General features: G+C 55.4%; 4 protein-coding genes and 1 pseudogene. All 5 read right to left on the reverse strand.

Going from position 1 to position 2,981, the window contains the following annotated elements; all coding sequences use genetic code 11:
• Positions 1-201: 201 nt before the first annotated feature.
• The 5 genes and pseudogenes from ACTBDZ_RS16590 to ACTBDZ_RS16610 all read right to left on the reverse strand — a co-directional run bounded on the left by ACTBDZ_RS16590 (position 202) and on the right by ACTBDZ_RS16610 (position 2,863).
• Entirely contained in the window at positions 202-1,467 is a 1,266-nt protein-coding gene (locus ACTBDZ_RS16590) for an FtsX-like permease family protein (protein WP_438816114.1), read from the reverse strand.
• Positions 1,464-2,015: pseudogene (locus ACTBDZ_RS16595) on the reverse strand (ABC transporter ATP-binding protein); the annotation flags it as partial. The pseudogene ACTBDZ_RS16595 and the gene ACTBDZ_RS16590, both read right to left, overlap by 4 nt.
• Positions 2,016-2,027: 12 nt before the next feature.
• Positions 2,028-2,153: a hypothetical protein gene (locus ACTBDZ_RS16600; RefSeq protein WP_438816115.1), complete on the reverse strand. Its 126-nt coding sequence runs from the start codon at positions 2,151-2,153 to the stop codon at positions 2,028-2,030.
• Positions 2,154-2,161: 8 nt separating this feature from the next.
• Complete coding sequence (locus ACTBDZ_RS16605; RefSeq protein WP_438816116.1) at positions 2,162-2,650, reverse strand: hypothetical protein; 489 nt, start codon at positions 2,648-2,650, stop codon at positions 2,162-2,164.
• A gap of 9 nt (positions 2,651-2,659) precedes the next feature.
• A complete protein-coding gene (locus ACTBDZ_RS16610) occupies positions 2,660-2,863 on the reverse strand; it encodes a hypothetical protein (protein WP_438816117.1) in 204 nt (67 codons plus the stop codon).
• Positions 2,864-2,981: the final 118 nt, after the last annotated feature.

The following is a 2,981-nucleotide window of genomic DNA, read 5'->3' on the forward strand; positions in this document are numbered from 1 at the left end:
GAGTTCAGTATTGGTGACAGACCACCACAAGTATCCAACCTCAATTCTGTTCACAAGACCATCGTTGATGTTCTCGGCGAGCGATACCGTCGAATTTATTCTTAAAGTAGGTGCGGAATGACGGGTTCAAATCTGTTCCAGACAGATTTGTCATTCGCTTGCCGCCTTCCTGCAACTCGAATTATTTAGGGTATATATCCATTATTCCCCGCGCAATGCCTCCGCAGGAGACTGTCGATAGGAGAGCACGGCAGGAAGCGTCAGCACCACGGCAGCCACGGCCAGCAGTAGCAGCACGAACCACAGATCGTCTTCGCCCAACGTAATCGGCAAGACAAAGCCACTCTTTTCACTCATGACAATCGCCACTGCCTGAGCAGCGGCGTAGCCCAGCCCCACACCGATCGCCACACCGGCAAACACCAGTGACATCAATCCGCTCCAGATCAACAGGAAAATACCGGTACGCTGCGCGCCGAAAGCACGCAATGCACCGATTTGCTTCTGGCGTTGGCGTAAATGCATCACCGCCACCAGCGCCACCGCCATTCCCACCAACCCTTGCGTACCCATCGCGATATACATCAACAACGCACGAATATCACCGAGGATGGAATAGAGCTTCACCAGCACCTCTCCCGGGAATACCGCCTGCGTCGCCGTGCTGCGATAGAGTGAGCGCAGTTGGTAAGCGCCTGCAATACTTAAGGGTTTTACTACGATAGCAGGAACACCCGCCTCATGGTGATGCGCTTCACTGTCATCATGGTGTTCATGTGCATCGCCCTCGGCGTGCTCATGCCCATCATCATGATCATGATGCTCGTGCTCATCGCCATGGTCGCCGGGTGCATGGATGCCGTGCACACGCCACACCGCATTGACCGGCACCAGAATGGCTTTATCCCAGGCGCTGCCGTCGGCGGGCAGCACGCCGACCACGGTATAGCGCACTTCCGCATGGGCATGGGCCCCCTCTTCCCCGACCTGGCCGTGCACCGGGCTAAAGGTGCTGCCAATCGACAGTCCGGTCCCTGCGCCCACTACGGCTTCAAATCCATCGTTAAACACCCGACCGGCTAGCAATGGGCGTTTCCCACCATCCGTCACCAATGCCGCGTTAGTCCCCACGATCGGCATGCCTTGATAGAAATCACCAAACGCTACCGGTGCCGCCCAGGCCACCAGCGGGTTTTTCTGTACCTCATCCAGCACCTGCGCCGGAATTAGTGTCAATGCAGAAGGCTGGAGAAAGACTGACGAGAGCACCAGTTGCGTTTCGCTCCCCGGTGCACCGATAACCAGATCGAAACGGTCCGCCGCCTTGGCGCTGCCCATGCGCAGAGCACGCTCCTGTAAACTCACAGAAATACTCAGCGCGGTCGCCAACGCAATCAGTATCACCACCACTACCACGCCCGGCCACAGTCGGCGCCAGTCTGCGATAATCAAACGCCATGGGATCATCCCTGTACCTCCTGAGAGTCATCCGCCACTTGCTGTCCTTTTTCCAACTGAATACAGCGCGACATCAACGCGGCCAGCCGTTTGTCGTGCGCAATGGCAATCAGCGTACTGCGCTGTTCCCGGGCCAACGTGACAAGGAGATCGGCGATCTGCTCACCGTTGTGTGCATCCAGACTGGCCGTAGGCTCATCGGCAACGATAATTTCCGGAGTTGCCAAGAGAGCGCGCGCTACGGCCACACGCTGTTTCTCACCGCGCGACAGCACTTCAATCGGTCGATTACCGGTGTTCACACCGACGCGATCCAGCAACATTTTCCCCCGCGCCTTCAATGAAGCAGGCAGACGCCAATGGTGAAAACGTGCTGGCAGCAGCACGTTCTCCAGCGCATCAAGGCCGGGAAACAAATGAAAATCTTGCATAATCAGACCAACATGACGAGCACGCCAGCGATCGCATTCGGCTTCTGACAATTGGCGGATATCCTGCTCGCCCCAACGCACACTGCCAGTGCCTTCACACTCCATGCCGGTAATAGCATTGACTAACGTGGTTTTCCCCTATCCTGACGGCCCCATTACCGCCACGCAACTGCCCGCCGCAATCTGCAATTGTGCAATGTCCAGCACGGCACTGGGCATATCAGGAAAAGAGACCGTTAAATTTTCAATATGCAAATCAGCCACAGCGGCTCCTAAGGCGTATCAAAGCGGGCATCGCGCAGGCGTAACAGGCTGACAAACCCGGTTTCCGGGTCCGTCCAGGAGCCAAACTCCAGCACGCCTTCCACATCGATAATGGTGTTGTTTTGTACAAAGGTTTGCCGTTTTGACAGGTAGACCACCACGATATCCTCCGGCCAGTCGGCGTCGGAAGAGCAGAACGGGCAGAGTGCCATCGGCATTTTGGTTAACACAAAGAATTGGGATTCAGCCTTGAGCGGTGGTGCCATAAAGCCGCGCATTTTGACGCGTTTTCCCGAGAGTTTTTTAACCTCATCGGAAAATTCCAACCCCAGTACACCATACGAGGCATAAAGTTTATCGAAAGAGAGTATGGGCAATGCGGCATGCGCGGTACCGATCAGGCTAAGCATCAACACGCAGACGCCGACCATGCGCCACAACGCCGAGAAGAATAACGGCGGGGTCTCCCCCGCCGGACGTAACGTAAGGCTATTCATTACAGCGCATTACTTGGCGGTTTGTGGTTTCAGCGCCAGCTCATCAACAATCACGCGGAACAACTCGGTATTTTCCATATACCCGCGAATTTTTTCACCGCCAGGGCCACTGGCCTGAATCACCATGTCATCCACGGCGTGAACGCCAGTGTCCGAAGAGCGCGGCAGAATGCCTTCACGGAACACGGCACCCGGGACGTTTTCATCCGTCATTCCGCACCTGATTTTTCTTTTTTCGGGACTTGACAGTATTCTGAAGTTCTGAATTTATTACTGCTTTTTGCAGACCAATCAGCATGAGTACTCCCCACGTTACCATCCGTAACCTTGA

Origin of the sequence: Symbiopectobacterium sp. (assembly GCF_051710365.1) — a bacterium.
GTDB lineage: Bacteria > Pseudomonadota > Gammaproteobacteria > Enterobacterales > Enterobacteriaceae > Symbiopectobacterium.